We start from the raw sequence: 26,961 nt of genomic DNA on the forward strand, positions 1-26,961 counted from the left end.
CACCGGCCCGGGCCCTGACACCCACTCACCCGTTCGGCCCGATTCTCGGGCGGTTCGCCACCACCCCTGATCGAATGTGAGACGAGTCCTGCCCAAGCGGCCGTGCCGGCGGGCCCGTCCACCCGGGGAGCGTGCGTGTCCACTACCCACACCCAGCCGGTGACCCGCCAGGCGCACCTCGGGCACGTCGTCTTCATCTCCGCCGCGGCGGCGATGGGCGGCTTCCTGTTCGGCTACGACAGCGCGGTGATCAACGGCGCGGTGACCGGCATCCAGAAGCACTTCGGGGTCGGCAACGGCGAGACGGCCTTCGTGGTCGCCATCGCGCTGCTCGGCTCGGCGGCCGGCGCGGTGGCCGCCGGCCGGCTCGCCGACCACCTGGGCCGGGTCCGCACGATGCTGCTGGCCGCCGTGCTGTTCGCGGTCAGCGGGATCGGTTCGATGTTCCCGCCGGGCATCGAGGTGCTGGCCGCCTGGCGGGTGGTCGGCGGCGTCGCGATCGGCATCGCCTCGGTCATCGCGCCCGCCTACATCGCCGAGGTCGCGCCGACCGCCTACCGCGGCCGGCTGACCTCGTTCCAGCAGATGGCGATCGTGCTCGGCATCGCCGTCTCCCAGCTCGCCAACTGGGCGATCAACCAGGTCGCCGGCGGCGAGTCCACCGGGCACCTCGGCGGCATCCAGGCCTGGCAGTGGATGCTCGGGGTGGAGGCGGTCCCGGCCGTGGTCTACGGGCTGATGGCGCTGGCCATCCCGGAGTCGCCGCGCTACCTGATCGCCGACCGCCGCGAGCCGCAGGCCCGCCGGGTGCTGCTGGAGGTGGAGGGCGAGGGGGCGGACCTCGACGCCCGGGTCGCCGAGATCCGCGCCGTGCTGGAGTCCACCCGCAAGCCCCGGGCCAAGGACCTGCTGAGCAGCCGTTACGGGCTGCTGCCGATCGTCTGGGTGGGCATCGGCGCCTCGGTGTTCCAGCAGTTCGTCGGCATCAACGTGATCTTCTTCTACTCGTCCTTCCTCTGGCAGTCCCTCGGCATCGACGAGTCCGACTCCCTGCTGATCAGCCTCTCCACCTCGATCATCAACGTGATCGGCACGGTGGTCGCGATGGCGCTGATCGACCGGATCGGCCGCAAGCCGCTCGCACTGGCCGGCTCGGCCGGGATGGCGGCCGCCCTGACGGCCGCCGCCTGGGCCTTCTCCTACCGGCACGGCACCGGCGACACCGCCACCCTGGACGACACCCACGCCACCGTCGCCCTGATCGCCGCCCACGTCTTCGTGTTCTGCTTCGCCTTCTCCTGGGGCGTGGTGGTCTGGGTCCTGCTCGGCGAGATGTTCCCGAACCGGATCCGGGCGCTCGCCCTGTCCGTGGCCGCCTCGGCCCAGTGGATCGCCAACTGGGCGATCGCCGTCAGCTTCCCCGACCTCGCCGACTGGAACCTGTCGGCGACGTACCTCGTCTACGCGGTGTTCGCGCTGCTCTCCATCCCCTTCGTGGTCCTCTGCGTCAGGGAGACCATGGGCCGCGCCCTGGAGGACATGGGCTGAGCGCCTTCCCGCGGCACCGCCGTCCACGCCGCCGCGCGCGGCCCGTCCCACCGAGAGGAAGCCATGCCTGAGCAGGGCGGCTCCCGGCAGAACGTCACGTTCCCGAGCAACGGCCGTACGGCCCACGGCTACCTGGCCCGGCCACCGCAGGGCGTCGGCCCCGGCCTGGTGGTGGTCCAGGAGTGGTGGGGCCTCACCTCGCACGTCGCGGCGATGGCGGACCGCTTCGCCGCCGAGGGCTTCACCGTCCTCGCGCCGGACCTCTTCGGCGGCGTGACCACCCACGACGCCGCCGAGGCGGCCCGGCTGAAGCGCGAACTCCCGGTCGAGCGGGCCGTGGTGGACCTTCGTGGCGCCGTCGACCACCTGCTCGGCCTGGACGGCGTGGTCGGCGACGCGGTCGGCGTGGTCGGGTTCTGCATGGGCGGCGGCTTCGCCCTGCTGCTGGCCACCGCCGAGGGGGACCGGGTGGCGGCCGTCGTCCCGTTCTACGGGCTGCCGCCCGACCCGGAGTTCGACTACCGCGGCCTGACCGCCCACGTCCTCGGCCACTTCGCCGAGCACGACCGCTCGATCCCGATGAGCGCCGTGGACGAGGCGGCGATCCGGATCGGCGAGGCCACCGACGTCCGTCCCGAGATCCACTTCTACCCGGCCGGGCACGCCTTCATGAACGACGAGAACCCGCTCGGCAGCTACGACCCGCTGCAGGCCGCGATCGCCTGGCGCCGCACGCTCAGCTTCCTCCGGGGCCACCTGGGCTGAGCCGTCCGATCCCGGCGAACCGCCCCGGCGGCGTCCCGATTATCGGATGGACACTGACCGTCCCACCCGCGATAGTCGCTGGGTGCAGAGCCCTCCCCCGCCCCCGCCACGCCCCCGGTTCGCCTGGGCGAGCCGCAACTTCCGCATCCAGACCGCCGCCACCGTGGTCAGCGGTCTCGGCAACGCCGGCGCCCCGATCGCCACCGCCTTCGCCGTTCTGGAGGCCGGCGGCTCGCAGGCGGACGTCGGCTACGTCACCGCCGCCCGGCTGCTGCCCACCGTCCTGCTGCTGGTGGTCGGCGGCGCCCTCGCCGACCGGCTGCCGCGCCACCACATCATGGTCGCCGCCAACCTGTTCAGCGGCGCCTCGCAGGCGGCCCTCGCCGCCCTCGTGCTGACCGGCCACCCCCCGCTCTGGCAACTGCTGCTGCTCTCCGCCGGCGGCGGCGCGGGCTACGCGTTCTACTCCCCCGCCGCCGGGGGCATGATCATGGAGAGCGTCGCCCGGGAACACGCCGCCCGCGCCTTCTCGGTGTTCCGGATGGGCCTCAACGGCGCCCAGATCGGCGGCGCCGCACTCGGCGGCGCGCTGACCGCCGCGATCGGCCCCGGCTGGGTGCTCGCCCTGGACGCCGGCTGCTTCCTGGTCGCCGCGGCGCTGCGGTTCTTCCTGGAGCCGCAGGCCCCGGCCGCCCCCGGGGCCGGCGGCTCGATGCTGCGCGACCTGCGCGAGGGCTGGCAGGAGTTCGCCTCCCGCCGCTGGCTCTGGGTGATCGTGCTCCAGTTCTCCGTCCTGGTCGCCTGCGTCAGCGCGGTCGAGGCGGTGTACGGGCCGGTCGTCGCCAAGGAGCGGCTCGGCGGGGCCGGCGACTGGGGGCTCGCCATGGCCGCCTACGGCTGCGGCCTGGTCGCCACCGGCCTGCTGATGGTCCGCTGGCAGCCGCGCCGGATCCTGCTGGTCGGCAACTGGGGCGTCTTCCTGTTCGGGGTGCCCGCCTTCGCGCTGGCGGTGGCCGCGCCGCTGCCGGTGCTGGCCACCGCGATGTTCCTCTCCGGCGTCGGGGTCACCGTGTTCGGCGTGAACTGGATGATCGCGCTGCAGCAGGAGATCCCGGCCGAGGCGTTCTCCCGCGTGGCCGCGTACGACGAACTCGGCTCGCTGTCGCTGGCGCCGCTCGGCACCGCCCTGGCCGGACCGGCCGCGGACGTGCTCGGGCTCTCCGGCGCGCTCTGGGCCTGCGGAACCCTCTCCCTGCTGCTGAGCGCCGCCGTCCTGCTGGAGCCGCAGGTCCGCCGGCTCTCCCGGCGCGCCCCCGAGCGGTCCGAGCCCCGGCTCGCCGAACCGGCCGCCACCCACTGACGCGCCCCCGCGTGCGCCCCCGGGTGCAACCTCCGGGGGGCGCCGCTCGTCCGACCAGGTGATGACGGAGTCGCACCCGGGGGGCGCACGATGCCGAAGCCACTGCTGTTCCTGGACGTCGACGGCGTGCTCAACCCGGTCTGCCCGGGCCCCGACGCCGACTTCGACACCCACACCCTGCTCGGCTACACCGTGCTGCTCTCCGCCCGGCACGGCGAGTGGCTGCACGAACTGGCCGGCACCTACGAGCTGGTCTGGGCCACCACCTGGGAGGAACGGGCCAACACCCACATCGCCCCGGCGATCGGCCTGCCCGAGCTGCCCGTGGTCCGCTTCACCGGCTACGTCCCGCAGCCCGGCGACCCGCGCGTCCCGCTGATGGAGCTGTTCTCCGCCCACAAGTGGGCCCCGCTGCTGCGCCACGCGGCCGGCCGCCCGTTCGCCTGGGTCGACGACGTCATCCCCGGCCGCCTGGTCCGCGGTTCGCTCTGGCGGCGCGACCGCCTGCTGCTGCCGGTCGACCCCGGCCAGGGCCTGCGGCGCCGACACGTCGACCGGCTGCTCGCCCGCCCGCCGCGCGCCTTCGGCGCCCGGCCGTCGCTCAGCCGGTGGGCAGCCAGCTGACGTGCCCGGCCAGCAGCGCGTACCCGACGAAGGCCACCGTGTCGATCAGCGCGTGCGCCACCACCAGCGGCATCACCCGCCCCCACCGCCGGTACAGCACGCAGAACACCGCGCCCATCACCATGTTGCCGACCAGCCCGCCGACCCCCTGGTACAGGTGGTACGAGCCGCGCAGCACCGAGCTCGCCACCAGCATCGCCGGCCAGGACCACCCCAACTGCCCCAGCCGGCGCAGCAGGTAGCCGACGACGACGACCTCCTCCAGGATCGCGTTCTGCCAGGCCGAGGCGACCAGCACCGGGATCCGCCACCAGACGTCCGGCAGCCCGGACGGCGCCACCGTCAGGTTGTAACCGGCCGCCTGCGAGATCAGGTACAGCGCCAGCCCGGACCCGCCGATCGCGGCCGCCACGGCGGCGCCGCGGCCGAGGTCGCGCAGCTTCTGCCCGAGGTCGAAGCCGAGCACCCGCAGCGAGACGCCCTCGCGCACCAGCAGGTAGCCGACCAGGACGACCGGCATCAGCCCGCGCGCGACGTAGTAGAGCTGCCAGGCGAGGTCCAGCCAGGGCCGGCCGGGGGCGCGCGAGGCGTTCAGGGTGGCGACCTGCTGGCCGAGCTTCAGCGTCTCCGTGAGCGAGCCGGTGAAGCTGATCAGCGCGCCGATCCCGCTGGCGCCGAGGGACAGGCCGAGGACGATCAGCAGCTCCACGCCGAGCAGCCGGCGCGTCGGCTTCGCGGTCTCCGGTTCGGTCGAGGCGGTGGTCACGGCGTGCTCCAGCGGTCCGGCATCGCTCCGGCCGTCGGCCGACCGCCGGAGCGATCATCCTTCCACAGGAGCGCGGCCCGGAGTCCGTGTTCGAGGGCGGCCCCCCGGGACGCCCCCTAGCCGACGGGCCAGGTGTGCACGGGTTCCCCGCCGCGCATGTGCTCGATGTAGCGGCGGGTCATCGCCGCCAGCGCGGACGGCCGGTCCATCCCGAACTGCTCGCGCAGCCGGTGGAAGGTCGCGCTCTGCCAGGAGGCGCCGTTCACCCGGCGCAGGCAGCGCTGCTCGATGATGCCGAGGTAGCGGTCCCGGTCGGCGGGCTCCACGCCCCACTCGTCCAACCCCTGGTGGGCCATCGGCAGCAGCTCGTTCAGCACCAGGTCGACGGCGGGGACGGTGGCGAGCCCGCCGCCGCGCCCGGCCCGGCCGTGCCGCGGCCACTGGAAGACCGCGTCGACCCCGTACCGGGCGGCCTGCCGGAAGTTCTCGTCGGCGCGCTCGAACGGCAGCCTGGTCCAGATCGGCCTGGGCTGCTCCGCCAGCACCCGCACCAGGCCGTAGTAGAACGCCGCGTTCGCCAGCGTGTCGGCGACCGTCGGCCCGGCCGGCAGCGCCCGGTTCTCCACCCGCAGGTGCGGCACCCCGCCGCTGACGTCGTACACCGGCCGGTTCCACCGGTAGATGGTGCCGTTGTGCAGCCGCATCTCGGCCAGCCGCGGCACGCCGCCGGAGGCCAGCACCTTGACCGGGTCCTCGTCGTCGCAGATCGGCAGCAGCGCCGGGAAGTACCGCAGGTTCTCCTCGAACAGGTCGTACGCGGAGTCGACCCAGCGTTCGCCGAACCAGGTGATCGGGCGCACGCCCTGGGCCTTGAGCTCCGCCGAACGGGTGTCACACGCCTGCTGGAAGAGCACCGGCCTGGTCTCCCGCCACAGCTCCCGCCCGAACAGGAACGGCGAGTTGGCGCCGAGCGCGAGCTGCGGGCCGCAGATCGCCTGGGCGGCGTTCCAGACCGAGGAGAACCGCTCCGGGGTGACCTGCAGGTGCAGCTGCAGCGAGGTCGCGGCGGCCTCGGCCACCATGGTGATCGACTCCAGCTGGAGGTGCTCCACGCCCTCGATGTCCAGCGTGATGTCCTCGCCGCGGGCGGCCAGGATCTGGTCGCTGAGCAGGCTGTACCGCTGGTTGTGGGACATCGCGTCCAGCCCGGTGTGGTCGTTCTCCAGGGTCGGCAGGATGCCCACCATGACGATCCGCGCGCCCGCCTCGGCCGCCCTCCGGTCGGCGTAGCGCAGCCCGGTGTCGATCTCCTCGCGCAGCTCCTCGAAGACGTGGCCGCAGAGCCGGTGCGGGGCGATGTTGACCTCGATGTTGAACTGGCCCAGCTCGGTCTGGAAGTCGCTGGAGCCGATCGAGCTGAGCACCTGCGCGTTGCGCATCACCGGCAGGCCCTGCTCGTCGGCGAGGTTCAGCTCGATCTCCAGGCCCATCACCGCCCGGGGGCGGTCGAACCGGTCCTCGCGCAGCATCCGTCCGAGCGCGTCGAGACAGGACTGGAGCTTGCGGCGGTACAGCTGCCGGTCCGACAGGTCCGCCCGCGTCGCCACGACCTTCTCGCCCATGGTCCCCTCCTCCTGAGCCGCCCGGCCGAGCGACCGTGCAAGCATCATGCCCACCCCGAAGATCGATACCCGATTGCTTCGAACGGCTTGCAATGCAAGGAAACTGATGGCCTTTCAGCACATCCGTCGACTTGCTCGGCGCCACCGCCTGTGATAAACAGGTCACCCTGCGCACCTGTTCGATAGAATTCGCACTGCGCCCAGGCCGGCCCGCTGCCGCTCCGAAGCCCTCGTCGACGACAGCGGCCGTACCCGCACCGCGATCACGCACAACCGGACACGGCCAGGTCCCGTCACCGACGACACACCGCGCCATGCCGGTATGCCGCACTCGCACGCCGATCTCGCACGGAGAGGCGACCCCGCCATGACTCTGCAGACCCCCCAGCCCCCACCCAGCGCCCTGCGCGCCGTCCTCGCCGCGCTCGACTCGGAGGACGCACTGCGCCAGCCCGCTGCCGCAGCGCTGCGTCATCCGGCCGGACCGCTGCTCCCCGCGCACCCGCTCGCCGTCCACGTCCTGGACGGGCCGCGCCCCGAGCTCGCCGCCGCCCGGCGGACGGGCTGGCGCTTCCTGATCAAGGACGGCGCCGAGGTGGCCGCCGCGGCCGAGGTGGTGCAGGGCGTCGAGGGCCACACCTTCTCCCACTTCACCGCCGGGCCGTACCTGGACTCCACCGTCCGGGCGCTGCGCCAGGCCTGGCAGCTCGCCCAGACCTCCCGCGCGCGCCAGCTGCCGCGGCTGCTGACCTTCCCGGGCCAGTACGCCACGGCGCTGTGGCTGCACGCCCCGGACGCCGGTCCGGCCGCGGACCTGCTGATCCCGCTGGCGCCGGCCCCGCTCGGGGTCACCGCGCACCGCGCCTACCCGGCCGCCGACCTGCTCCCGGTACTGGCCCGCGCGCCGCTGGGCAGGCCGCTGCTGCTCGGCTCGCCCTGAGCCCCCGTCCGAGCCTCCCGTCCGAGCCCCCCACCCGGACCCCAGATCCCAGCTCCGTTCCGCCCGCCTCCCCCGGACGGGCCATCGCGCATGGCCGTAACGGGCCATCCGCCGGATGGCCCGTCCGGGCGCCTTTTCCGGCCGTTGCCACCTGAACGGGTGATCTCAGCCCACGAGTTGTGGCGCATGTCACGAAATTGCTGCGCGAGCGTCCCCGGACGCCGACACTGGGAACCAGCGTGGAAGGACCACCTGTCCTACCCACTTGAGCGCCGGTCTACACCTGGCCCGGCGCCGGACAGGATCCGACTACCGCGGCGGCTCCCGACGGCCATCCGAACGGCGCCGCACCACGGGGAGGATCGCAGAGCGAAGCGAGGGTACGCGTATGTGCCAGCACCGTCCTGAGTGTCCGTCGGCCGAGTCCGAGGACCGCGAGGCCGCCGTACCGGTGGCCTGTCACCCGGAGCAGGGCTGGAGCCTGCTCTGCAACGGCGTCCTGCTGTTCGAGGACACCGGCGAACTGCTGCCCGACGGCCGGGTGATCGCCCCGCGCCGCCCCGTCGCCCAAGCGGCCTGATCCACCGCGGGCGGAGGCGGCCGCCGGACACACGCGCGGAACGGGCAGGGCCCCGGCGGAAGTCCACCGGGGCCCTGCCTCGTGCCGTCCTGAACCGGACCGGGTCCGTCAGACGCCGTACTCGTCCAGCGGCGGGCAGGAGCAGACCAGGTTGCGGTCGCCGTAGGCGCCGTCGATCCGGCTGACCGGCGGCCAGTACTTGTCCGCCGGGTTCACGCCCGCCGGGAAGACCGCCTCCTGCCGCGAGTAGCCGTGCGCCCAGTCGCCGGCCAGCGTGGCGGCGGTGTGCGGGGCGTTGCGCAGCGGGTTGTCCTCGGCGGCCCACTCGCCCGAGCCGACCTTCTCGATCTCGGCGCGGATCTCGATCATCGCGTCGCAGAACCGGTCGATCTCGTGCAGGTCCTCGGACTCGGTCGGCTCGATCATCAGCGTGCCGGCCACCGGGAACGACATCGTCGGCGCGTGGAACCCGTAGTCGATCAGGCGCTTGGCGATGTCGTCCACCGTCACGCCGGTCTCCTTGGTGAGCGGGCGCAGGTCGATGATGCACTCGTGCGCGACCAGGCCGCCGGGGCCGGTGTAGAGCACCGGGTAGTGCGGGGCCAGGCGCTTGGCGATGTAGTTCGCGTTCAGCACCGCGACCTGGGTGGCGCGCTTGAGGCCCTCGCCGCCCATCAGCCGGACGTACGCCCAGGAGATCGGCAGGATGGCGGCCGAGCCCCACGGCGCGGCCGAGATCGGGCCGACGCCGGTGGCCGGGCCGGCCTCCTCCTGCAGCGGGTGGTTCGGCAGGTACGGCGCGAGGTGCGCGCGCACCGCGACCGGGCCGACGCCCGGGCCGCCGCCGCCGTGCGGGATGCAGAAGGTCTTGTGCAGGTTCAGGTGCGAGACGTCCGCGCCGAACTTGCCCGGCTTGGCGAGGCCGACCAGGGCGTTCAGGTTGGCGCCGTCGACGTACACCTGGCCGCCGGCCTCGTGCACCATCGCGCAGATCTGGGTGATCTCGGTCTCGTACACGCCGTGGGTGGACGGGTAGGTGACCATCAGCACGGACAGGCTGTCGCGGTGCTGCTCGATCTTGGCCTTGAGGTCCTCGACGTCGACGTCGCCGTCGACCAGGGTCTTCACCACGACCACGCGCATGCCGGCCATCACGGCGGAGGCCGCGTTGGTGCCGTGCGCGGAGGACGGGATCAGGCAGACGTCGCGCTGGGTGTCGCCGTTGGCGTGGTGGTAGGCGCGGACGGCCAGCAGGCCGGCCAGCTCGCCCTGGGAGCCCGCGTTCGGCTGGATCGAGACGGCGTCGTAGCCGGTCACCTCGACCAGCTGCCGCTCCAGCTGGCGGATCAGGGTGAGGAAGCCCTGCGCCTGGTCGATCGGCGCGAACGGGTGCAGCTGGCCGAACTCCGGCCAGGTCACCGGCTCCATCTCGGTGGTCGCGTTGAGCTTCATGGTGCAGGAGCCCAGCGGGATCATGCCGCGGTCCAGCGCGTAGTCGCGGTCCGACAGGCGGCGCAGGTAGCGCAGCATGGCGGTCTCGGAGCGGTGGCTGTGGAAGACCGGGTGGGTCAGGTACTCGTCCTCGCGCAGCAGCGCGGCCGGCAGCGCGTCGGCGCTCTCGGCGACCTCCACGCCCTCGACGCCGAACGCGGCCCAGACGCCGGCCAGGTGCTCGCGGGTGGTGGTCTCGTCGGTGGAGACCGAGATCCGGTCCTCGCCGTCCTGGTACACGTTGATGCCGTGCTCGCGGGCGGCCTCGGCGATCGCGGCGGCGCGGCCCGGGACGACGGCGGTGACGGTGTCGAAGAACTCGCCGTGCAGCAGCTCCACGCCGCCGGCCCGCAGGCCCTCGGCGAGGGCGGCGGCGTAGCGGTGGGTGCGGCGGGCGATGTCGGCCAGGCCGTCCGGGCCGTGGTAGACGGCGTACATCGAGGCCATCACGGCCAGCAGGACCTGGGCGGTGCAGATGTTGCTGGTGGCCTTCTCGCGGCGGATGTGCTGCTCGCGGGTCTGCAGCGCCAGGCGGTAGGCGCGGTTGCCGTCGGCGTCGACCGAGACGCCGACCAGGCGGCCGGGCAGCGAGCGGGCGTACTCGGCGCGCACCGAGAGGTAGCCGGCGTGCGGGCCGCCGAAGCCCATCGGCACGCCGAAGCGCTGCGAGGTGCCGCAGGCGATGTCGGCGCCGAGCGAGCCCGGGGACTTCAGCAGGGTGAGCGCCAGCAGGTCGGCGGCGACGGCGACGATCGCGCCGAGGCCGTGGGCCTGCTCGATGACGGCGGTGAGGTCGCGGACCACACCGGTGGCGCCCGGGTACTGCAGCAGCACGCCGAAGACGCCGCGCTCGGCGATCTCGGCCGGGATGCCCTCGGAGAGGTCGGCGACGACGACCTCGACGCCGGTCGGCACCGCGCGGGTGTTGATCACCGCGATGGTCTGCGGCAGGGTCTCGGCGTCGACCAGGAAGACGCCGCCCTTGACCTTGGTGACGCGGCGGGCCAGGGCCATCGCCTCGGCGGCCGCGGTGCCCTCGTCGAGCAGCGAGGAGCCGGAGGTCGGCAGGCCGGTCAGGTCGGAGACGAGGGTCTGGAAGTTGAGCAGCGCCTCCAGGCGGCCCTGCGAGATCTCCGGCTGGTACGGCGTGTACGCGGTGTACCAGGCCGGGTTCTCCAGGACGTTGCGCAGGATCACCGGCGGGGTGAAGGTGCCGTAGTAGCCCAGGCCGATCATCGGCTGGAGCACCCGGTTGCGGCCGGCCAGCTCGCGCAGCTCGGCGAGGACCTGGGCCTCGCTGCGGCCGCCCGGCAGGTCGAGGCCGGTGATGGAGCGGATCGCCTCGGGGACGGCGGTGGCGGCGAGCTCGTCCAGCGAGCCGTAGCCGACCTGCGCCAGCATCTTCTCCTGCGCGGCGGCGTCGGGGCCGATGTGGCGGTTCTCGAAGGGGCTGGCCAGCTCAAGATCGGTGAGGGTCGAGGCGCCGGTGGGGCGTCCCGCGTTCGGCTGGGCGTTCATGTGGTCGAGGCCTCCTGGTCACGGACCGGCGGGGGTACGCACGCCGGGCGGCTTGCCGCTGCGGACAACAGCGGAGCGGCCTGGGCGGGCGAACCCGACAGGCCTCCCCCTCTGTCATCGGGACCTGAGAGCTTCGCCCGCGCGGTGCGCCGTGGGCGCCCCGCCGGCTTGCACCGTCGGTGAGGGTGGTGGCCACCGGCTCCCTCGCCGGGGGTCCTGCCCTGCTTTCCAGAGTGACCTATCCCACACGGTACGGATGCCTGAGAGATTCCGGGGAGGAGTTGCTCCTTCGGCGCCCCGACCAGCTCTTTCCGCTGTCGGGGACTCTCCCGAGCGGGCTCGGCGGTCGCGCCCAGGGTACCAGCGGGACGCCCTCCGATCACGGGTGCGCCCGGTCACTCCGGGAGCTCGCGGGTGACCCGTACGGCGCAGCACCGGGCCCGTCCGGCCCTGCCCCGGTCGCGGACGTCCGGTTCATGGCTTTTGGTGTGAAGTGGCGGATGGGACGGGCGGGCCGGCCGCCGGCCTGCGGGAGTTCCGCAGGCGCAGCGCACTGGAGGAAAGAGTGCAGACCGATATCGACCCCCGGGACCTCATCGGCCACAAGGCGGTCGACCGCAACGGAGACAAGATCGGCACGGTCGACGAGGTGTACCTGGACGACGCCACCGGCCAGCCCGAATGGGCCGCCGTCCGGACCGGCATCTTCGGCCGGGACGCCTTCGTCCCCCTGACCACGAGCGAGTTCTCCGGCGACGAGCTGCGGGTGCCGTACGACAAGTCGCTGGTGAAGGAGTCACCGGACTTCGGTGTGGGCCAGCACCTGTCGCCCGCCCAGGAGCTCCAGCTGTACCGCTACTACGGGCTGGAGACCTCGCCCGACGGGCGCCCCTCGGCGGGCGACGGCTCCGGCTCGCAGCCCGCCGACCTCGACTTCGGCTCCGTCCCGCCCGCGGCCCCGGCCGCAGCGGCGGGCACGGCCGCCGCCGGCACCGCGGCGGCGGCAGCGGGCACGGCGGCGAAGCCCGCGAACCCCCCGGCCGCCGCGTCCACCGCCAAGCCGCTCGCCTTCCACCCGGCGGACACCGCGGCCCCGGCCCACCACACCACCAGCCCGGCGGCCGATTCCGGCAAGCCGTCCGACCCCGCCACGGAGGCCAACGTGCGCACCCTCACCACCCCAGCGCCGGCCGCCCCCGCGGCGCCGGCCCCGTCCCCCACCCCCGCGAACGGCACCACCCTGCACGGCACGGCCCCGGCGCCGACGACCTCCGCCCCGGGCACCACCGGCCCGGCCGAGTCCGCGCCCAGCGGGCCGGTGGAGATCACCTGCCGCGAGGAGCGCCTGGACATCACCACCGAGTGGCACGTCCTGGGCACCGCGAAGCTGCGCAAGTACGTGACCACCGAGCCGGTGGAGCGCCGGGTCCCGGTGGTCCGCGAACGGGTCCGGGTGGAGCGGATGCCGGTCGGCGAGGCGGAGCGGTCGTCGATCACCGATCAGGAGATCGAGGAGGCCATGGAGGAGGTCACCCTGCGCGAGGAGCGCCCGGTGGTCCGCAAGTACCTGGCCCCGATCGAGCGGGTGCGCCTGGTGGTCGAGCGGTACACCGCCGAGGAGGTGGTCCGGGACGACCTGCGCCGCGAGCACGTCGAGGTGCACGACCACACCGACGCCGCCCAGGCCCAGGAGGAGGAGCGGTCCTCCGCCCGGGCGGGCGCGGACGAGCCGCATCGCGGGCCCTCGCTCCGGCCGCTCGGCTGATCCGGGCCGTTCCCCAGGCCCGACGCACCCAGGGACCCCGGACCAGCAGGTCCGGGGCCCCTGCGCGCTGCCTCCCGGCGCAACTGCTTCGACTTTGCCAAAGCTTCACCGATCGATATTTGACACAATGAAGTATCTCCCTGCATGGTTACTTCAGTTCATTCACTATGTACGGGAGGAAGCAACCGTGAGTGAGGCACCACAGCCCACCACCGCGGCCGAGAAGCAGAGCAGCGCCCGGGTCCTGCCGGCCCTCATCCTGGCGATGCTGTCGTTCAGCGTGGTGCAGACCGCGGTCGTCCCGATCCTGCCCTCGCTGGCCAAGGAGCTCAGCGTCTCCGGCTCCAGCATCACGTGGCTGATGACGGCCAACCTGCTGTCCGCCGCCGTGCTGACCCCCCTGCTGGGCCGCTTCGGCGACCTGCGCGGCCGCAAGCCGATGCTGCTGATCTCGCTGACCGGCCTGGTGGCGGGCTCCGCGCTCGCGGTCAGCACCCACTCCTTCACCTGGCTGGTCGTCGCCCGCGTCCTCCAGGGCGCCGGCGGTGGCGTGCTCCCGCTGGCGATCAGCATCGTCCGCGACGAGCTGCCGAAGCAGAAGGTCACCGGCGGCGTCGCCGCCATCAGCGCCTCGATGGGCGTCGGCAGCGGTCTCGGCCTGGTCGCCACCGGCCTGCTGCTGGAGCACTGGAGCTACAAGTCGATCTTCTGGATGGGCCTGGTCTTCGGCCTGATCGCGGTCGCCCTGGTCGCCCTGCGGGTGCCCACCGACCCGGTCACCGACAAGGACGGCGGCGCCGACCCGCTCGGCGCGCTCACCCTGGCCGGCTGGCTCTCCGCCCTGCTGGTCGCGGTCAGCCAGGGCAACAACTGGGGCTGGACCTCCACCAAGACCCTCGGCCTGTTCGCCGTCGCGGCCGTGGTCGCCCTCGTCTGGGGCATCATCGAGGTCAAGGTGAAGCACCCGCTGGTGGACATGAAGATGATGTCCCGCCCGGCCGTCGCCTTCACCAACCTGGCCGGCCTGCTGATCGGCTTCGGCATGTACGGCTCGTTCATGGTGATCAGCAACTTCGCCCAGACCCCGGAGAAGTTCGCGCACTACGGCTTCACCGCCACCGTGCTGCACGCCGGCGTCATGCTGCTGCCCTCCGCCATCGGCTCGATGGTCGCCGCCCCGCTGGGCGCACTGCTGATCGCCCGCCGCGGCCCGCGTCTGCCGCTGGTCCTCGGTGGCGTGCTCGGCGCCGTCGCCATGGCCTACCTGGCCGTGCGCCACAGCCACGAGGGCGACATCTACACCGCCTCGGCGATCTTCGGTCTGGGCATCGGCCTCGCCTTCTCCGCGATGCCCGCCTACATCAACGGCGCCGTCCCGGTCGAGCAGAGCGGCATCGCCAACGGCATGAACGCCGTGCTGCGCACCGTCGGCGGCGCCATCGGCACCGCCGTGATGGCCGCGATCCTGACCGGCGACACCATGAAGCTGCCGCCGAAGATCCCGCTGGTGCTGCCCACCCTGGACGCCTACCAGCACGCGTTCTGGACCGCCGCCGCGGTCTGCGTGATCGCCGGCGCCGTCCCCTTCCTGATCCGCACCATCAAGCCGACCACCACCGTGGCCGCCGGCAACGAGGTGGCGGACGTGGACTCCAGCCCCCGGCTGGCCAAGACCGACGCCTGACGAGGCGTCCACCCCCCGCGCCCAGGGACAGGGCGCGGGGGCCCGGTCCCCGAACGGTCGACGAGGGCATCGCGACCGGTCCGAGGCCGGCACACCACGCGGCCCCACCCGGCCCCCCTGCCGGGTGGGGCCGCTCCGTGCGTTCAGCCCCCGGCCGCCGCACCGCCCCCACCGGCTCCGGCGTCCCCGGGCTCCTCGCCCGCGCCGCCCTCGACGCCCTCGCCGCCCTCGAAGCCGTCGCCGCCGCGCAGCGGCAACGGACGCGCGGGCTCCAGCGCCGGATCGTCCACCGCGAAGGTCCGCACCCGGCCCGGCCCGCTCCACGGCGTCTCGAACCGCACCGTCACCCGCCCCACGCCGCTGCCCTGCACCCACCCCGGCCCGAACTCCGCGTGCCGCACGTCCTGCCCCGGCATCCAGTGCCGCACCGCCGGCCCGGCCGGCTCGGCCTGCCCCTCCTCCTCGCCCGCGGTCGCCTCCGGCTCGCCGGCCTCCTCCCGGACCGCCTGCGCGAACAGGTCCTCCTGGGTGTAGTCGGCCAGCTGCGACACCCCGACACCGAGCAGCCGCACCCCGCCGGTGATGTCCACCTGCGAGGCCAGCCGACGGGCCGTCTCGGTGATCACCGTCTCGTCGTCCGTCGGCCCGCGCAGCGTCTCCGAACGCGTCAGCGTGGAGAAGTCGAACCGCCGGACCTTCAACACGACCGTCCGCCCCGACCGGCCCGCCGCTCGCAGCCGCCGCACGCACCGCGCGGCCAGCACCTCCACCTCGCGCAGCACCCGGTCCCGGTCGGCGAGGTCCACCTCGAAGGTGTCCTCCACCGACACCGACTTGGCGTCCTGATCGGCCACCACCGGCCGGTCGTCCAGGCCTATGGACATCGCGTACACGCCGCTGCCGTGCGCCCTCCCGAGCAGCTGCACCAGCTCCGCCTCCCCCGCCTCGGCGAGGTCGGCCACCGTGGCCAACCCGGCCCGGCGCAGGACCTGCTCGGTGGCCGGCCCGATGCCGGGCAGCGCGCGCACCGGCATCGGCCCGAGGACCGCCCGCTCCTGGCCCGGCTCGATCAGCACCAGCCCGTCCGGCTTCGCCTGCTCGGAGGCGATCTTCGCCATCAGCTTGGACCCGGCCGCCCCCACCGAGGCGGTCAGCCCGGTACGCCGCTGGATGTCGGCCCGGAGGTCCTCCGCCAGGGCCAGCACCAGCCGCTCCCCCGTCCCGTGGTCCACCGCCGCCAGCGCCGGGCCGTACGGACCGGCCTCCAGGTCGACGAAGGCCTCGTCCAGGCTGAGCGGCTGCACCAGCGGCGACAGCTCCCGCAGCAGGCCCATCACCAGTTCGCTCACCTGCCGGTAGGCCTCGAAGCGCCCGGCGAGGAACGCCGCGTTCGGGCACAGCCGGCGCGCCTGCGCCATCGGCATCGCCGAGTGCACGCCGAACCTCCGGGCCTCGTACGAGGCCGTGGAGACCACCCCGCGCCCGCCCAGCCCTCCGACGATCACCGGCTTCCCGCGCAGGCTCGGCTTGGCCGCCTGCTCCACCGCCGCGAAGAAGGCGTCCATGTCGAGGTGGATGATGCTCGGCAGTGACCGCACCCGCCGATCATGCCGCACGGGTCCGACAGCCGGTCCGAACCCGGCCGTCGGCCCCGCCCGGGATCAGCGCCGCTGCGCCCCGGCGGCGTCCGCCAGCGCCCGGGGGATTCCCTCCTCCTTCGGGCCCAGGAACAGCGGGTCCGGCCGCAGCCAGGCGTTCAGCGCCGCCTTGCCCGCCCCCGGGATCTCCCGCAGCCCCCCGTACAGCCAGGTGGCGTCGTGCCACTCCGGCACCCCCACCGCGTACGCGTCGATCCCCGCCGCCTCGCACAGCGCCAGCGCCCGCCGGACGTGGAAGTCCTGGCTCACCAGCACCGCCCGGTCCACCCCGAAGACCCGGTGCGCCCGGGTGCAGGAGTCCCAGGTGTCGAAACCCGCGTAGTCACCCACCACCCGCACCCGCGGCACACCGTGCTCGACCAGGTACTCCCGCATCGCGTCGGTCTCGTCGTAGCTGTCCCGCCCGTTGTCCCCGGTGACCAGGATCGCCTGCACCTTCCGCTCCCGGTACAGGTCGACCGCCGCGTCCAGCCGGTGCGCCAGGTACGGCGACGGCTTGCCGTCGAACAGGCCCGCGCCGAACACCACCGCCACCGGGGCCTCCGGGGCGCTCGCCACCGTACCGACCCGGTCGCCCGCCGAGACCCAGAGCCACGCGCTCGGCGCCAGCGCCACCGCGCAGCCCACCGTGACGAGCTGGAAGATCCGGCGCTGGGTGCGCCGCCGCCCCAGCCGCACGCCGAGCCGGCGCGCCCGCCGCCGCAGCAAGCCCGGTATACCGGTGCCGAACCCCACGAGTCCCCCCTCGAGTCGCCATCACCCGGCTTGACCGGGCTCAACCGGCACGACGAGGCCGCGGGCCCGGACGGTTCCCCGCCCGGGCCCGCGGCCTCGTCAACGTGCTGTTCAGACCGCCCGGTTGCGGCGCTGCGCCAGTTCGTCCCCCGGGTCGTGCCCGAGCACCGTCTCCCCGGTGTCGGTCCGCTCGGCGTGCAGCCGGCCGAGGGCCAGCTCCAGCTCCTGCCAGACCGCGCCGACCGCGATGCCGAAGACGCCCTGACCACCCTTCAGCAGGTCGACCACCTGCTGCGCCGTGGCGCACTCGTACACCGTGGCGCCGTCGCACATCAGCGTCAGCCCGGCCAGGTCGGCCACCTCGGCGGCCTGCAGGTGGGCGACCGCCACCCGGATGTTCTGCAGCGAGACCCCCGCGTCCAGCAGCCGCTTCACGATCTTCAGCAGCAGGATGTCGCGGAAGCTGTACAGCCGCTGGCTGCTGGCCGGGTAGACCGAACGGACGCTGGGTTCGAGCAGCCCGGTCCGGGCCCAGTAGTCCAGCTGGCGGTAGGTGATCCCGGCCGCCGCGCAGGCCGTCGGCCCGCGGTAGCCGATCAGCTCCGAGGTCGGTGCGAGCCGCTCGATGGCGGGCTGGCCGGGCTGTACGGCCGGGAACCGGCCCACCCGGGGCAGCTCCGTGCGGGGCAGGTCGGTCACGGTGCGGGAGGTGCGCGGCAGGTGCACGGCGCACAGGCCTCCTACGGCCGCGTCATCGCCGGTGCCGGTCATGCCTACCTCCGTCCACTCATGCTGCGGGCAGCCCAAAGGCTGCGGGGACAGGCACCCGGGCAGCCACTCCTGACGGTAGGCAGTCCCCCATGACCCGTCAACGATCGCCACGCCGGGCCCGACAAACCACGTCACCCAGGAGAGTGGTTTTTCGTGCCCCTAGTGTGGGTAGGTGGACCCCATTTGGCAAAACGGCCGAACGTATACGGCACGAGCCGGTGCCCCACGGCCCCCGGGCCCCTGCCGGGCCGTCGGACGGCCACCGCGTCGGCCCTACTGCGGCGTGCCGCCGCCGAAGTCCTCGGGCGAGACCTGGTCGAGGAACTCGCGGAACTTCTCGACCTCGTCCTCCTGCTCGTCCGGGATCGCGATGCCCGCCTCGGCGAGCACCTCCTCGCTGCCGTAGATCGGCGTGCCGGTGCGCAGCGCCAGGGCTATCGCGTCGGACGGCCGGGCACTCACCTCGACCCCGCCCGCGAAGACCAGCTCGGCGTAGAACACGCCCTCCCGCAGATCGGTGATCCGCACCTCGGTGAGCTGCTGGCCGAGCGCCTCCAGGACGTCCTTGAAGAGGTCGTGCGTCAACGGGCGCACCGGCGTCATGCCCTGCTGGGCGAAAGCGATCGCGGTCGCCTCACCGGGACCGATCCAGATCGGCAGGTAACGGTCGCCCCCGACCTCCCGCAGCAGCACGATCGGCTGGTTGGAAGGCATCTCCACCCGGACACCCACGACGTCGAGCTCATTCACACAGGCAACCCTATGGCCCTTGCCCCGGATATGAAAGCGCAGGACCGACCGCGCTGGTCAGCGGGGTCGGCCGGTCAGGAACGGGTCCGCAGACCGGCCTGCACCATGGCCGCGTGCAGCCGGACGGAGAGTGTCGCCAGCTCCCGGGCGGTGGCCTCGGCGTGCGCCCTGGTCTGCGGGTTCCGGTGCCGCCGCAGCGGCGCCACCACCTGCTCGACGAGTGCGATCTCGCGGTCGGCGGCCGCCTTCATGGCGCGCAGGTGTCGCGGCTCCAGCCCGTACCGGCCCAGCTCCGCGACCAGCCGGGCGACCTGCAGCGCCTCGCCGTCGTAGCCGCCGTCCGGGCCGGGCGCGACCAGCCCGTACGACTCCCACTCGACCAGCTCGCCCTCGCCGGCCTCCGCGGCCGCCAGCAGCTCGGCCCGGCCCAGCCGGACCCCGGTCGACGCCTCGGCGCCCGCCACCAGCTCGCGGTCCGCCTCCTCCATCGGCCCGGGCCGGGCGTCGGCCGCCGGCAGCGCGGGCGGGTTCTCACCGCGCTCGATCGCGTCCAGGTGCTCGCGGATCACCCGCAGCGGCAGGTAGTGGTCGCGCTGCATCCGCAGCACGTACGCCAGCCGCTCGACGTCGGCCGGGCTGAACTTGCGGTAGCCCGAGGGCGTGCGCTGCGGCTCGACCAGGCCCTCCGCCTCCAGGAACCTGATCTTGGAGATGGTGACCTCGGGGAAGTCGTCCCGCAGGTGCGCCAGCACCGCGCCGATGCTCAGCAGCTCGTCGCCGCCGCGCCGCCGCCCGCCCCCGGCGGGCCGGTCCGGACGGACCGGCTGCCTGGGGGCCGCGACCACGCCCCGCGCGCCCTGGTCCGGCTGCGGACCGGACGACGCGGGGGCGGCCGTCCCGAGGGATGAAGGGGTGTTCGCGGTCACTCGGGCTCCAGACGCCGTTGGTTTCAGTACCCCCGGTGGTGGCTGGCGAAGAAGACCAGCCGGTACTTCCCGATCTGCACCTCGTCGCCGTTGTTCAGCGGCACCTCGTCGATCCGCTCCCGGTTGACGTAGGTGCCGTTGAGGCTGCCCACGTCCGCGACGGTGAAGCCGCCGCCGGGCGTCCGGCGGAACTCCACGTGCTTGCGCGAGACGGTGACGTCGTCCAGGAAGATGTCGCCCTGCGGGTGACGGCCTGCCGTGGTCTTGTCGGAGTCCAGCAGGAACCGGCTGCCCGCGTTCGGGCCGCGCTGGACGATCAGCAGGGCCGAACCGGCCGGCAGCGCGTCGATCGCCGCCAGCACCTCGGCCGAGAGCGCCGGCGTGGCACCGGTACCGGTCGTGGTGTTGGGGTCGTACGACTCCAGGCCGGAGATCGAGATGGTCGACGTGGTCTCCGCCGCCCCCTCGGGCAGCGCGCCGCCGCGCAGCGCCGTACCGCAGTTGGAACAGAAGCGGGCCGCGGCAGGGTTCTGGTTGCCGCACCTGGGGCACGGAGTGGGGCCAGCCATGTTCACAGCCTCCTGGCGCGGCACACCCGACGGGTTGTGCGCGGCGTACGGGTCCGGGGCAAACCCTCCACCAGAGGTTGAGGGTCCTGACTGGAAACCTATGCGCGGGTCGCCGGAAGGGTCAACCGACGCGCCGTAGCCCGCCGGATTCGCCGCGAACTGCTGGTCGGCGCCGTCCCGGAAGAGGGGACGCTCCGCGTATTCCACCCCCTCGGGGGCGGGGCGCATGCCCGGCACGGCGGGCTCTTCGTCGGCCCGGCGGTGACGCGCGGTGGGTGCCTCGACGGCAACCTCGTCACGGCCCTTGCTACGACCGAACAACTTCGAGAAGAAACTCACGGGCGAATCCCCTTGCGTGTGACAGACCCGCCCGCGGGGCAGGGTGAGAACCTCGGACAGGCTGCGGGCCCGGTCGTGGATCGGGCCGGCTGGAGTGGTACTCCGACGTGTGGTGCTCCGTCAGGTGCTGGTGTGGACCAGTCTCGTCCACGGGACGGCGGCGCCCCGCACCGGGGGCCGCCCGCAGCTGACGGGCCGTTCGGCCGGTACCCCGTCACTTCGGGGCCGGCTTGGCGTACTGCGGCGTCTTCAGATCGACGAGGGCGTCGACGACAACCTTCTGCTGCTGGGAGATGGTCGCGCGCGCCTGATGGCTCTCCAGCGTACGGACCACACCTCCCGGGATGTTCAGCGCGGGTGTGAGGTCCTGCGGGTTCCCCACGACGGTGAAGCGGTAGGGCTGCGAGACCTTCTTGCCGTCGATCTGCACACCGCCGCCGGACACGTCCGTGAAGTGGGTGTTGACCACCACGCGCACATCGTTGATCTGAATCGCCTCCGCCCCCGCCGCTCGGAGTTCCTGCAGGGTGTCCAGCAGCATATCCGCCTTCACCTGCCCTTGGGGATCATCGACCGTGAGTACGATGCCCGGACCAGTGGCTTTGACGGTCCCGGCGAGCACACCGAGCTCCGTCACCTTCTTCCTGGTCTGCTCCTGGGCCTCCTTGGCCTGGTTGGAACTGTTCTCCAACTTGGCCAGGGACTGCTCAAGCTCCGCCCTCTCCTGTTGGAGACGCTGCTGGCGGCTGTCCAGTTCGTCGAGGATCCGCACAAGATCCTCCTGACGTGCGCCGCGCAGCTGGCTGTGGTGGTCGTTGGTCGAGCGGACCTGGATCGCCAGGGCCAGGCCGAGCGAGAACAGCAGCAGCGCCACCACCAGCTGGCCGCGGGAGAGCCGCGGCGGCCAGAGCGCCGCCTTCAGGCGGCGCCGGCCCGCACTGCGGTCGACGGCGGGCGCGGCGGGCTCCTCGACGGCGGGCTCGTCGACGGCGGACTCGGGCTCGGGCCGGGGCTCACGAGCGGGCTCGGGCTCGGGGTTGGCCTCCGGCGCGGGCGCGGGCTTGGCCATCGGCTCGGGCTCAGGATCCGGCTCGGGCTCAGGATCCGACGCGGGCTTGTCCTCCGGCTCGGGCTCGGGTTCCGGCGCGGGCTTGGGTTCCGGCTCCTGGACCTCGGCCGCGGCCGCGCCCTCGGCTTCAGTCCCAGCCTCCGGCACCTCCGGCTTCCCGTCCGGCTGCTCCTGAGCGTCCCCGGCCGACTCCGTCCGCCCAACGGCCTTCACCAGTTCGACCGGCTCAACCGGCTCAACCGGCTCGACCGGCCGGACGGCCTTCCCAGCCGGCTTCCCGGCCGGCTTCTCGACCGCCTTCGCGGCCGCCGTCTCGGTCACCGGAGCCTTCTCCCGCTCCACCGCGTCGTGCTCCACCGTGCCGTCCTCGCGCACGTCGTCTCCTGCCCGTCCGTCCGCCTGCTTCTCGTCCGCCGGCCCGCGGCCCTGCTCAGGCGCGGAAGACATGGCGCCTGATCGCAGCGGCGTTGGAGAAGATGCGGATGCCGAGGACGACGACCACGCCCGTGGACAGCTGCGAGCCGACGCCCAGCTGGTCACCGAGGAAGACGATCAGCGCCGCGACCACCACGTTGGAGAGGAACGAGACGATGAACACCTTGTCGTTGAAGATCCCGTCCAGCATCGCCCGGACACCGCCGAACACGGCGTCGAGCGCCGCCACCACCGCGATCGGCAGGTACGGCACGACGGCGTCCGGCACCTCGGGCTGGACGAAGAGCCCGACGACCACCCCGATCACGAGACCCAGTACGGCAATCACGGTCTAGCTGCTCCTGTCCCTGCAGAGGACGACCCGCTGGTGGTCGCCGTGGGCGTTTGGGCTGTCGTGGTCTTGGCGGTACCGCTCGGCGGGCGCTTACCCGAGCTCTTCGCGCTCGGCGTGGCCGACGGCGACGCGCTCGCGGACGGACTCTCCCCGCCACCGGCCGGGGCCGTGGCGCTCGGGGCGGTGGCGGACGGGCTCACCTGCTGGCCGGCGGACGGGCTCGCCGTCGGCGAGGCCTCCGGCGTGGCGGGCTGGGCGGTCCGCAGGGTGACGCCCACCGCCGCCGGCAGCGTCAGCATCTTCTGCGCGGAGATCGTCGACTTGATGCCGTACTTCTCCTGCAGCAGGCGCAGGTACTGGCCCGCCATGTGGCTCTCGAAGGCGGCGACCAGCTTGGGCCCGTCCCCGAGCGCCTGCACGTTGTACGGCGGGACGAGCGGCCGGTTGTCCACCAGCACCGCCTCACCCGCGGCGCGGATCGCGGAGAGCGCGGTGAGCCGCTGCCCGTTGATCGAGATCGCCTCCGCGCCGGACTCCCAGAGTCCGTTCACCACCAGCTGCAGGTCCCGGTCCCGCAGCCGGCCGCTGTTGGAGAACCCCTGGCCGGCCCGCGGGTCGACGTTCCCGCCGGCGCCGGTGCCGGCCGCGTCCTCCAGGACCAGCTTGATCCCGGGACCGGTGACCTCGGCCAGGCCGACCGCACCCGCGAGGGCGGCCGGGTCCCCCTCCCCCGGGGCCAGCGCCTGCTGCTGCGCGCTGTCGACCTTGCGGCGCAGGTCCTGCACCTGCTTCTGCAGGCGGTCCGCCGATGCGTTGCTGTCGTTGATCCGGTGGATCAGCGCGTCGCGTTCCTTGGCGAGCGTCGGCTCGGCCTTGTGCGCGTTCACCGCGCCGATCGTCACCACCACCCCCACCAGGGCCAGCCCGGCGCCCAGCGTGAGCAGGCCCCGGACCGTGCCGGGTATCCGGCTGTCGCGGTCCCCGCCGCGCGCCGCGGCGGCCTCCGCGTACCCCTCGTCCAGGCCGTGGTCCATCACGTTGGTCAGCAAGGACATCGAGGCGTCCGGACGGTTGTACCGTCCGTTGCTGGCACTCGGCGTCGGCGTCGCTGGCATGCGGACCATCGTCCCACGTCGGCGGAGGGACCCGAACACAGCCCCTGACCTGCGCACTCACCAGAAGCGACGGATCATACGGAACAGCCGCAAAACGGACAGGGGTGAGCACGAACGGGGCGGGCGGCACCGGCCGCCCGCCCCGCCGACGTTCCGCTACCTCAGGTCACCGCCCGGCGCCGTCGACCACCGCCGCCCACTCGTCCAGCAGCGCCTCGGTCGCCTCGTCGTCCGGGCCCTCGGCCCAGAGGTGGGTGACCGCCTCGGCCGGGTCGGGCAGGACGAGCGTCCACCGCCCGTCCGCCTCGACCACCCGGACGCCGTCCGTGGTGTCCAGCCGCCGGGTGCCGGCCGCCTCCACCACCGAGCGCATGACCATGCCCTTCGCCGCCCAGGGCGTCGCGATGTCCCGCCGCCTGATGTGCGCCTGCGGGATGCGCGCGTCGATCTGGCTCAGGGTGAGCTGGGTCCGGGCCACCAGCCCGACCAGCCGGACGAACGCCGCGGCCCCGTCCAGCACCCCGCTGAACTCGGGCACCACGAAACCGCCTCGCCCGTCCCCGCCGAACACCGTGCCCTCGGCGGAGGCCGCCTTGGCCAGGTCGTCCGGTGTGGTCGTGGTCCAGATGACCTGCGTACCGTGGTACGCGGCCACCTGCTCGGCGATCCGGGTGGTGGTCACCGGCAGCGCCACCTGCCCGCTCCGTCGCTCGGCCGCGACCAGGTCGAGCAGCACCAGCAGCGCCCGGTCGTCGTCGATCACCCGGCCCAGCTCGTCGACGAAGGCGACCCGCTCGCCGACCGGGTCGAACCGGACGCCGAAGGCGGCCCGGGAGGACGCCACCAGCTCGCCCAGCCTGGCCAGCCCCGCCCGGCGCTCCTCGGCGTCCTCGGTCGGCCGCGCCTCGTCCAGCCCGCTGGAGACGGTGAGCGCCTCCACCCCGAGCCGGCCGAGGATGCTCGGCAGGACCAGCCCCGCGCTGCCGTGCGCGGTGTCCACCACCACCTTGAGCCCGGCCTCGCGGACGCCCGTGGTGTCGATGGTCCGCAGCAGGTTGCCCGCGTAGGAGTCGAAGACGCTGGACGGGAAGGTGAGGTCCCCGATCTCGCCGGGGAAGGCCCTCCGGTACTCCTGGCGCGCGTACACGCGGTCCAGCTTGCGCTGGCCGGCCTGCGAGAGGTCGGCCCCGCGCTCGTCGAAGAACAGGATGTCCAGCGAGTCCGGCACCCCGGGCGTGGTCCGCAGGAAGATCCCGCCGGCGCTCCCGCGCGCGGTGTGCTGCCGGGCCACCGGCATCGGCACGTTCTCGAGGTCGCGGACGTCGATCGCGCTGGTCTGCAGCGCCGAGATCATCGCCCGTTTGAGCGCACGCGCACCCCGCGAGTGGTCACGCGCAATGGTGACGGTGGCGCCCTTCTTCAGCGTGGTCGCGTACGCGCCGGCCAGCCGCACGGCCAGCTCCGGCGTGATCTCCACGTTGAGGATGCCCGAGACCCCGCGCACCCCGAAGAGGTGCTCCTGCCCGCGGGACTCCCAGATCACCGAGGTGTTGACGACCGCACCGGCCTCGATGGTCTTGAACGGGTAGACCCGGACGTTGGCCGCGATCATGGACTCCTCGCCGATCAGGCACTCGTCCCCGATCACCGCGCCGTCCTCGAGCCGCGCGGCCCGCATCACGTCGGTGTTCTTGCCGACCACGCAGCCGCGCAGATTGCTCTGCGGTCCCACGTACACGTTGTCGTGGACGACCGCCTTGTGCAGGAACGCGCCGCGCTTGACCACCACGTTGCTGCCGAGCACGGTGTGCTCGCGGATCTCCACGCCGGCCTCGACCTTGGCGTAGTCCCCGATGTACAGCGGCCCGCGGAGCACGGCCTCCGGGTCCACCTCGGCGCCCTCGGCCACCCAGACGCCCGGCGAGATCTCGAACCCGTCGAGCTCGACCTCCACCTTGCCCTCCAGGACGTCCGCCTGGGCCTTGCCGTAGCTCTCGTGGGTGCCGACGTCCTCCCAGTAACCCTCGGCCACGTACCCGTAGACCCGCTTGCCCTCCTTCAACAGCTGCGGGAACACGTCGCTCGACCAGTCGACGGACTCCCCCGCCGCCACGTAGTCGAAGACCTCGGGCTCCATCACGTAGATACCGGTGTTCACCGTGTCGGAGAAGACCTGCCCCCAGGTCGGCTTCTCCAGGAACCGCTCGACCCGCCCCTCGTCATCGGTGATCGTGATGCCGAACTCGAGGGGATTCGGCACCCGGGTGAGACAGACCGTGACCAGTGCGTTCTTACTGCGGTGAAACTCGATCAATTCCGTGAGATTGAAGTCGGTCAGCGCGTCACCGGAGATCACCAGAAAGGAGTCGTCCTTGAGCGCGTCCTCGGCGTTCTTGACACTCCCCGCAGTGCCGAGTGGCGTCTCCTCGTTGGCGTAGGTCAGATGCATACCCAGCTCTTCGCCGTCCCCGAAGTAGTTCTTGACCAGCGAGGCCAGGAACTGGACGGTGACGACGGTGTCGGAGAGGCCGTGCCGCTTCAGCAGCCGCAGCACGTGCTCCATGATCGGGCGGTTGGCCACGGGAAGCAGCGGCTTCGGCATGCTGGAGGTCATCGGGCGGAGTCGGGTGCCTTCGCCCCCTGCCATTACAACGGCTTTCATTACGGGTGCGTCCTCCTTCGCGGTGGTGGACCTGCAGGTCCATCAAACCGTTCCAGAGGTTCTCTACCCGGAAGATATGCTCCGACGCACCGTGGCGCCGTGGGACTTCTCTCAGATCACGTCTCAGACTGTGGACGCGGAGGAGGTCGCGCCCGCCCGGATGATCTGCCTGACCTGCACCGCGTAAAGAATGGCCGCCCACCAGTAGAGCGTCGTCCCCCACCAGATGAAGGCCCAGCTCACCACCTCGGCCGGCCGCGCGATCCAGCTGTCGCCGGTACCGAGCAGCAGGAGCGGGAACGCGTACATCAGATTGAAAGTCGCGGCCTTGCCCAGGAAACTCACCTGCAGCGGCCCGTAGCCGTGCCGGTTGAGAATGGGCAGCAGCGCCGCGATAAACAGCTCACGGGCCAACAGGATCGCCGTGAGCCACCACGGCAGGATCTCACGCCAGGTCAAGCCGACCAGGGTGGACAGCACATAGAGCCGGTCGGCCAGCGGGTCGAGCAGCTGCCCGACCCGGCTGATCTGCCCCCACCTGCGGGCGAGCTTTCCGTCCAGGTAGTCGCTGACGCCGCTCAGCATCAGGATCAGCAGCGCCCAGCCGTCGTTGTTCGGCCCGCCGAACACCGGCCAGAGAATCAGCCAGAGGAAGAGCGGAACGCCGACCAGCCGGCCCATGCTCAGCAGGTTGGGGATGGTGAGGACGCGATCGGTCTGGACCCGCGTCTCCTGGACCTCCACCCGGGGGCCTCCTGTACCGTGTGACGACTTCTGCACGTTGACCTTACAGCAGAAAAGCCCCCGTCCGGTTCCCCGGGCGGGGGCTTCTCTCGAAGAATTGTTCGGCGGCGTCCTACTCTCCCACAGGGTCCCCCCTGCAGTACCATCGGCGCTGTGAGGCTTAGCTTCCGGGTTCGGAATGTAACCGGGCG

22 protein-coding genes, 1 rRNA gene and 1 riboswitch are annotated in these 26,961 nt (G+C 72.8%); of the genes, 8 read left to right on the forward strand and 15 right to left on the reverse strand.

Annotation, left to right across the window (positions count from 1 at the left end):
- Nucleotides 1–135: 135 nt before the first annotated feature.
- The 4 genes from ACFVHB_RS17695 to ACFVHB_RS17710 all read left to right on the forward strand — a co-directional run bounded on the left by ACFVHB_RS17695 (nucleotide 136) and on the right by ACFVHB_RS17710 (nucleotide 4,297).
- The gene (locus tag ACFVHB_RS17695; RefSeq protein ID WP_380322279.1) at nucleotides 136–1,548 is read left to right on the forward strand and encodes a sugar porter family MFS transporter; all 1,413 of its coding nucleotides are present in this window, start codon (nucleotides 136–138) and stop codon (nucleotides 1,546–1,548) included.
- Between the two features lie 63 nt (nucleotides 1,549–1,611).
- Nucleotides 1,612–2,313 carry a dienelactone hydrolase family protein gene (locus ACFVHB_RS17700; RefSeq protein ID WP_380322282.1) on the forward strand — a complete coding sequence of 234 codons (702 nt, stop codon included), beginning with the start codon at nucleotides 1,612–1,614 and terminating at the stop codon, nucleotides 2,311–2,313.
- A gap of 82 nt (nucleotides 2,314–2,395) precedes the next feature.
- Nucleotides 2,396–3,673, forward strand: coding sequence for an MFS transporter (locus ACFVHB_RS17705; RefSeq protein WP_380322285.1), 1,278 nt, complete (start codon nucleotides 2,396–2,398; stop codon nucleotides 3,671–3,673).
- Nucleotides 3,674–3,763: 90 nt separating this feature from the next.
- On the forward strand, nucleotides 3,764–4,297 hold the full coding sequence (locus tag ACFVHB_RS17710) for an HAD domain-containing protein (protein WP_380322288.1): 534 nt from the start codon (nucleotides 3,764–3,766) through the stop codon (nucleotides 4,295–4,297).
- Here the strand turns inward: ACFVHB_RS17710 and ACFVHB_RS17715 are convergent.
- Nucleotides 4,275–5,063: a CPBP family intramembrane glutamic endopeptidase gene (locus ACFVHB_RS17715; RefSeq protein ID WP_380322291.1), complete on the reverse strand. Its 789-nt coding sequence runs from the start codon at nucleotides 5,061–5,063 to the stop codon at nucleotides 4,275–4,277. The genes ACFVHB_RS17710 and ACFVHB_RS17715 overlap by 23 nt on opposite strands.
- Before the next feature lie 116 nt (nucleotides 5,064–5,179).
- Nucleotides 5,180–6,685 (reverse strand): glutamate--cysteine ligase, encoded by a 1,506-nt coding sequence (locus ACFVHB_RS17720; RefSeq protein ID WP_380322294.1) that lies wholly within the window; start codon nucleotides 6,683–6,685, stop codon nucleotides 5,180–5,182.
- 367 nt (nucleotides 6,686–7,052) lie between these two features.
- On the opposite strand from ACFVHB_RS17720, the gene ACFVHB_RS17725 reads away from it, so the two are divergent.
- On the forward strand, nucleotides 7,053–7,625 hold the full coding sequence (locus ACFVHB_RS17725; protein WP_380322297.1) for a hypothetical protein: 573 nt from the start codon (nucleotides 7,053–7,055) through the stop codon (nucleotides 7,623–7,625).
- A 388-nt stretch (nucleotides 7,626–8,013) separates the two neighbouring features.
- Nucleotides 8,014–8,205 carry a DUF5999 family protein gene (locus tag ACFVHB_RS17730; protein WP_380322300.1) on the forward strand — a complete coding sequence of 64 codons (192 nt, stop codon included), beginning with the start codon at nucleotides 8,014–8,016 and terminating at the stop codon, nucleotides 8,203–8,205.
- A 108-nt stretch (nucleotides 8,206–8,313) separates the two neighbouring features.
- Here ACFVHB_RS17730 and gcvP read toward each other — a convergent pair whose 3' ends face one another.
- A complete protein-coding gene (gene gcvP, locus ACFVHB_RS17735) occupies nucleotides 8,314–11,214 on the reverse strand; it encodes an aminomethyl-transferring glycine dehydrogenase (protein WP_380322302.1) in 2,901 nt (966 codons plus the stop codon).
- A gap of 238 nt (nucleotides 11,215–11,452) precedes the next feature.
- Nucleotides 11,453–11,556, reverse strand: a riboswitch (glycine riboswitch).
- Nucleotides 11,557–11,779: 223 nt separating this feature from the next.
- Between gcvP and ACFVHB_RS17740 the strand changes: the two genes are divergently transcribed.
- The gene (locus tag ACFVHB_RS17740; protein ID WP_380322305.1) at nucleotides 11,780–12,979 is read left to right on the forward strand and encodes a PRC and DUF2382 domain-containing protein; all 1,200 of its coding nucleotides are present in this window, start codon (nucleotides 11,780–11,782) and stop codon (nucleotides 12,977–12,979) included.
- A gap of 187 nt (nucleotides 12,980–13,166) precedes the next feature.
- On the forward strand, nucleotides 13,167–14,663 hold the full coding sequence (locus ACFVHB_RS17745) for an MFS transporter (protein ID WP_380322308.1): 1,497 nt from the start codon (nucleotides 13,167–13,169) through the stop codon (nucleotides 14,661–14,663).
- Nucleotides 14,664–14,806: 143 nt separating this feature from the next.
- Here the strand turns inward: ACFVHB_RS17745 and ACFVHB_RS17750 are convergent, their stop codons facing one another.
- The 12 genes from ACFVHB_RS17750 to rrf all read right to left on the reverse strand — a co-directional run.
- The gene (locus ACFVHB_RS17750; protein ID WP_380322311.1) at nucleotides 14,807–16,261 is read right to left on the reverse strand and encodes a DNA polymerase IV; all 1,455 of its coding nucleotides are present in this window, start codon (nucleotides 16,259–16,261) and stop codon (nucleotides 14,807–14,809) included.
- A 63-nt stretch (nucleotides 16,262–16,324) separates the two neighbouring features.
- On the reverse strand, nucleotides 16,325–17,029 hold the full coding sequence (locus ACFVHB_RS17755; protein WP_380322314.1) for a vancomycin high temperature exclusion protein: 705 nt from the start codon (nucleotides 17,027–17,029) through the stop codon (nucleotides 16,325–16,327).
- A 138-nt stretch (nucleotides 17,030–17,167) separates the two neighbouring features.
- Entirely contained in the window at nucleotides 17,168–17,827 is a 660-nt protein-coding gene (locus ACFVHB_RS17760) for a MerR family transcriptional regulator (RefSeq protein WP_380322317.1), read from the reverse strand.
- 273 nt (nucleotides 17,828–18,100) lie between these two features.
- Nucleotides 18,101–18,577 (reverse strand): bifunctional nuclease family protein, encoded by a 477-nt coding sequence (locus ACFVHB_RS17765; RefSeq protein ID WP_360185161.1) that lies wholly within the window; start codon nucleotides 18,575–18,577, stop codon nucleotides 18,101–18,103.
- 74 nt (nucleotides 18,578–18,651) lie between these two features.
- A complete protein-coding gene (locus tag ACFVHB_RS17770) occupies nucleotides 18,652–19,344 on the reverse strand; it encodes a MerR family transcriptional regulator (RefSeq protein ID WP_380322344.1) in 693 nt (230 codons plus the stop codon).
- A 182-nt stretch (nucleotides 19,345–19,526) separates the two neighbouring features.
- Nucleotides 19,527–20,072, reverse strand: coding sequence for an FHA domain-containing protein (locus ACFVHB_RS17775; protein ID WP_380322320.1), 546 nt, complete (start codon nucleotides 20,070–20,072; stop codon nucleotides 19,527–19,529).
- A 553-nt stretch (nucleotides 20,073–20,625) separates the two neighbouring features.
- A complete protein-coding gene (locus ACFVHB_RS17780) occupies nucleotides 20,626–21,855 on the reverse strand; it encodes a DUF881 domain-containing protein (RefSeq protein WP_380322323.1) in 1,230 nt (409 codons plus the stop codon).
- Nucleotides 21,856–21,910: 55 nt separating this feature from the next.
- Nucleotides 21,911–22,243, reverse strand: coding sequence for a small basic family protein (locus ACFVHB_RS17785; protein ID WP_030062488.1), 333 nt, complete (start codon nucleotides 22,241–22,243; stop codon nucleotides 21,911–21,913).
- The gene (locus ACFVHB_RS17790) at nucleotides 22,240–23,373 is read right to left on the reverse strand and encodes a DUF881 domain-containing protein (protein ID WP_380322326.1); all 1,134 of its coding nucleotides are present in this window, start codon (nucleotides 23,371–23,373) and stop codon (nucleotides 22,240–22,242) included. Before ACFVHB_RS17790 ends, ACFVHB_RS17785 begins: the two co-directional genes overlap by 4 nt.
- A gap of 157 nt (nucleotides 23,374–23,530) precedes the next feature.
- Entirely contained in the window at nucleotides 23,531–26,026 is a 2,496-nt protein-coding gene (locus ACFVHB_RS17795) for a sugar phosphate nucleotidyltransferase (protein ID WP_380322329.1), read from the reverse strand.
- 123 nt (nucleotides 26,027–26,149) lie between these two features.
- The gene (locus ACFVHB_RS17800; protein ID WP_380322332.1) at nucleotides 26,150–26,770 is read right to left on the reverse strand and encodes a CDP-alcohol phosphatidyltransferase family protein; all 621 of its coding nucleotides are present in this window, start codon (nucleotides 26,768–26,770) and stop codon (nucleotides 26,150–26,152) included.
- 99 nt (nucleotides 26,771–26,869) lie between these two features.
- Nucleotides 26,870–26,961: ribosomal RNA gene (gene rrf / locus ACFVHB_RS17805) — 5S ribosomal RNA — on the reverse strand; the annotation flags it as partial.

It is taken from the genome of Kitasatospora sp. NPDC127111 (assembly GCF_042677465.1).
Lineage (GTDB): Bacteria > Actinomycetota > Actinomycetes > Streptomycetales > Streptomycetaceae > Kitasatospora.